Consider the following 4,572-nt stretch of genomic DNA (forward strand, 5'->3'; position numbering starts at 1 on the left):
ACCACCTCACCCAAAAAGCAAATTCCTAGCATACCCGATATGAGCAGAATCGTCCTCAGCCTTCTCTTCGCCCTTTCACTCGCGCCAGTGATCAACGCGGCCGACAAGCCAAATGTGCTCTTGCTTTCGATTGATGACCTCAATGACTGGGTTGGTTGTCTTGGTGGTCATCCGCAAGCTTTAACGCCCAATATCGATCGTCTTGCCAAACGCGGCACGCTCTTCAGCAACGCCCATTGCCAATCGCCCGTCTGCAATCCCTCGCGCGCCAGTCTGATGACCGGCCGTTATCCCCATAGCAGTGGCGTCTATTTTCTTAGTCCCCACCTGGATGCCGCGCCCGCTTTGAACAAACTGGATACCCTGCCTCAACGCTTCGCCAAAAATGGCTATAAGACCATGGCCGTTGGCAAACTGTTTCACGGCAAAGACAAGCTCTACTTCCAAGAGTACGGCGGCAACAACGGTGGCTTTGGCCCCAGCCCCAAAAAGAAGATTTCGCAGCCACACGGTCATCCACTCTGGGACTGGGGCGCCTTTCCCGACATGGACGAAAAGATGCCGGATCTCAAAGCCGCCAACTGGGCCATCAACAAACTCAAACAGAAACATGACAAGCCATTCATGCTCGGTGTCGGCTTTTACCGGCCACACGTCCCCATGTACGCACCCAAAAAATGGTTTGACATGCACCCGCTGGACAAGGTGAAGCTCCCCCTCGTCAAAGCCGATGATCGCGCGGATCTCAGCCAATACGCCATCGACCTGACCAATCTGGAACACGTCTCGCCGTTGCACAGCTGGGTCACGAGTGCGGATCAGTGGAAACATGCGGTACAATCCTATCTCGCCTCAGTCACCTTTGCCGATCATTGTCTCGGCCTGGTACTCGATGCTCTTGACGCCAGTCCGCATGCGAATAACACCATCATCGTGCTTTTCTCCGATCACGGCTTTCATCTCGGAGAAAAAGAACGCTGGGCCAAACGTTCGCTTTGGGAGGATGGTACCCGTGTGCCCCTGATTGTTTCCGCCCCTGGTTTCAAAGCCGGCCAGCGCAGTGAGCGCCCCGCCGAACTCATCGATATCTTTCCGACCCTACTAGACCTTGCCAAGCTAGAAAAAGACGAGAAGCAGGAGGGGCAGAGCCTGGTACCGCTGTTAAAGGATCCAGCCGCCGAATGGGATCACCCAGCCATCACCAGTTTTGGACCGGACAACTACTCCGTACGCAGCACCCGCTATCGCTTCATCCAATATCGCGATGGCTCGCAGGAGCTCTACGACCACAGCAAGGATCCGCACGAATGGACTAACCTTGCCAACAGCCCGGAGAAGAAAGCAGTGATTGCCGAACTCCGCGCATTTCTTCCCAAGAAAAGCGCACAGCACCCGGTTCTCGAGGGACGCTCCACCGGCCACAACGCCTTCGCCGCCGCCAACGCCAACGCCAAACTAAAGAAGTAAGCAACCGCCTTATCACCTCATGAAAGCCCCTCCGACCACCTCACCCAAAAAGCAAATTCCTAGCAGTAAGAAATATTGTCCACAAAAGGCACATAATTCATTGTCAACAGAACACTTGCCATTTGTTCATATCTGGATAAAGGAAGCGTTGTCGATATAAGTGCCATTGGGGACAGAGCTGTAGTCACGGCTGAAAATAACGGGTGGCGTTGTCGTGACTATAAAAGACCCGGGCTACATAGAAACGGGTGCCTGGGCTGATTCTGGCTTGGCGGGTTACAAGGGCGGGAAGAGCAGATTCAGCGGTAAAGGGGGCCGTGCGATGTTCGCTTCTCCCCTTAACAAAGCGGGTGAGTATACAGTGTATATCTACCGAGTTGCCCACCCCAGCAACGATGCCAGACAGGGAATAGTCATTAATAACGGCGGCGGTAGTGAATCCCTGGTCGTCGATATGCGTACGGGGCCATCGGGTTGGGTGGAGCTGGAGAGCTATGCCTTTAAGGGAACCAAAAAGGAGGGCGTTGTCGTTAAACCCGGATCGGGTATCTCGCCGGCACGATGCAGCGCCCTTATGTTTGTTCTAGCCACACCCGAAAGATGAGATGACGTGAAGGTAGGCAGGCGTGAAACCCTTGAGATGAATGGAAATCAACGCAACGGAAAACCGCTTCCGCTGCGTCGACGTGCGATTCGAATGGATTCATGTCATTATCAGTGTGCTAAATGTATAACTTATTGTGTCAATTTGATAAGTATTTTAGTTTGTCGTCGTGATGGTTTTGTTTATGCTTTATGCTTTATGCTTTATGCTTTATGCTTTATGCTTTGTGCTTTGTGCAACGTGCCTGAGTGAGTTGTCTAAATTTGCAGGTGGAATCGAACTCAACAAAAACCCAAACAAAACAATATCATCATGAGTATGAACACAAAATCGATGAAAACAAGCCTGTCCCTCGCTGCGGCGCTAGGTGCGCTCGCTATGCCCGCGCAGGCCGCAGTCACCTTCCTCAGCAGCCTACAGAACGACAGTTTGTCGGAGATTAGCAATTGGAGCAGTACAGGCACCTCCAAGTCGTCGGACCTCGACGGCAACAACTTCTACGGCAGCGATGGCTACACCTGGATGAATAACTCTGGTGGCGGGGGAGCTGAAGCTGTGCTTTATTCTCCTATTGAGAGCGGGCCGAGTTACACGAGCGGCATTGCCTACACTGGCTCCGGGACCGGCGTCTCGGGATCCTATTTCGCCGCCGATGACCGCCTCGATTCATCCGGCGCGGGTGCTGTCAATGTCGGCTATGCGGGGGTGAACCACAACGGCACGACCGGCGCGACAACCCTTCAGGAGCTCTTCGCCTACACGATGAACCGCGACATGGCCGACGGCGAAACGATCCGCCTCGGCGTCGTGCTCGATTCGCTCGCGGACGGGGTGGTTGGAGCTGACGCCCTGCGGATTGTCGCCGGGGGCACTGCCGATGCAACCGGACTCAATCGCTCCGGTGTCATGGACATGTATTTCTTCGACATCACCGGGCTCAGCTCGGGCGAGGAAATCCAGATCTGGGGATCTAAGGCCACGAATACGGACGGCGGTTACAACGCGATCACCATCGGTGGCGTCACCTTGACTCGGTTGACGTTCCTGAGCCATCCACCGCCGTCCTGCTCGGCCTTGGTGGACTCGCACTGATCCTCCGTCGCCGCAGGTAATCCGGCCTTGGAAAATTAACAAATATCCCAACCCCATTCCCCGTCACGCGGGGGTGGGGTTTTTACGTATGTTTCAATATCCAGAGAAGGGTCCGGACTGACCGCTCTCAGTAACAATTTCACCATTGACTTATCCTGTGAGTGGCCATTCACTACCCCCGTTTTACCCTTTTAATGCCCCCCATCTTTCCTTCATGACCGCAACTTCTAACACCTCCCGCAAAAATCAAATTCCTATCAATAAAAATCAAATTCCTAGCAATAAAAATCAAATTCCTAGCAATAATATTATGAAAAAACTCAACTTAGCGCCGATTCACATCGGCTGGAAATCAATGGTCGTCAGTGCCGCGTTATTAATTACGGGCGCGCAGGCGAAAACCTGGACGAGTGCCGATGGTGGTAAGACATTTAAAGGCGAACTCACCTCCTACGATGCCAAGACAGGATCAGTGAAGGTAACTCTGTCAAACGGGAGAAAGATGTCATTTAATCGTAAAATCCTCTCCAAGCAGGATATCGAATTTCTAACGGAGAGCGAGAAAAAGCCCGTTGTCGCGGTCTCTAAGCCATCAGTAATAAAGAAAGCAGCCAGTAAGAAGAGCCATAAAACAACTGCGAAGTCGGGAGAGTACTACAATGGATCAACGATCTTCCAGCCCCGTCCAGAGGTAAACGGCAAAAAGCCGTGGAATGTCCAAAACTTTGGCCCCGTTGGTCTTGGCATTGATTTGGTTAAGCCGAATTTCACCATGGTGATCACCAATGTTGAGGAAGCGTCTCCAGCTGCGAAAACGGGCAAGTTAAAAACTGGGCAAATTATTGAGAGTATCAATGGCCAGATACTGGAAGAAAGAGATCCGCGTGAAATTCTAGGCGACATCATTACCCAAGCGGAGGCTACGGATGGTAAGATCAGTCTAAAGATCAAAGATGCAGGTACGGTATTGGTCACCCTACCCGTCATGGGGGCCTATAGTAAAACCTGGCCACTGGACTGCCCTAAGTCAGACAAGATTGTGCGAAAGTTAGCTGACTATCTGGCAGCTCAAAAAGAGCCAGGTTGGGGAGCCGTGCTTTTCATGCTCTCAACAGGTGAGGAGAAAGATCTCAAAGTTGTCCGCAAGTGGATGGCTGGCATTGAGACCATAGGAGTGTTCAATTGGCATAAAGGATTCAAAGGCCACGGGCTATGTGAGTATTACCTGCGAACTGGAGATAAAAAAGTGCTGCCAGTCATCAAGAAGATGACCGAAGAGCTCAAGGCGAACATGTACCGTGGAGCTTGGAGCGGCCGGGGGGGGCCAGCCCACTTTAGTTATGGTACTGTGCACGCGGCGGGTGCTCCATGTGCGACTTTCCTCATATTGGCTAAAGTCTGCGGGGTGG

At 52.5% G+C, this 4,572-nt stretch carries 4 protein-coding genes; all 4 read left to right on the plus strand.

Features of this window, described 5'->3' with window-relative positions; translation table 11 throughout:
• The first annotated feature begins 39 nt into the window (after positions 1 to 39).
• Positions 40 to 1,467 carry a sulfatase gene (locus BSZ32_RS09900; protein WP_105043270.1) on the plus strand — a complete coding sequence of 476 codons (1,428 nt, stop codon included), beginning with the start codon at positions 40 to 42 and terminating at the stop codon, positions 1,465 to 1,467.
• 214 nt (positions 1,468 to 1,681) lie between these two features.
• Positions 1,682 to 2,071: a golvesin C-terminal-like domain-containing protein gene (locus BSZ32_RS20695; RefSeq protein WP_105043271.1), complete on the plus strand. Its 390-nt coding sequence runs from the start codon at positions 1,682 to 1,684 to the stop codon at positions 2,069 to 2,071.
• 1,064 nt (positions 2,072 to 3,135) lie between these two features.
• Complete coding sequence (locus BSZ32_RS19775; RefSeq protein WP_240610710.1) at positions 3,136 to 3,183, plus strand: hypothetical protein; 48 nt, start codon at positions 3,136 to 3,138, stop codon at positions 3,181 to 3,183.
• Between the two features lie 290 nt (positions 3,184 to 3,473).
• Positions 3,474 to 4,572 (plus strand): DUF6288 domain-containing protein (locus tag BSZ32_RS18845; protein WP_165788766.1); only part of this gene is annotated, 1,099 nt, incomplete at its 3' end.

Origin of the sequence: Rubritalea profundi (assembly GCF_002954445.1) — a bacterium.
GTDB classification, from domain to species: domain Bacteria; phylum Verrucomicrobiota; class Verrucomicrobiia; order Verrucomicrobiales; family Akkermansiaceae; genus Rubritalea; species Rubritalea profundi.

Coding starts and splice junctions, on each gene's coding strand:
- BSZ32_RS09900 (WP_105043270.1), top strand. CDS start 40: ATGAGCAGAATCGTCCTCAGCCTTCTCTTCGCCCTTTCACTCGCGCCA.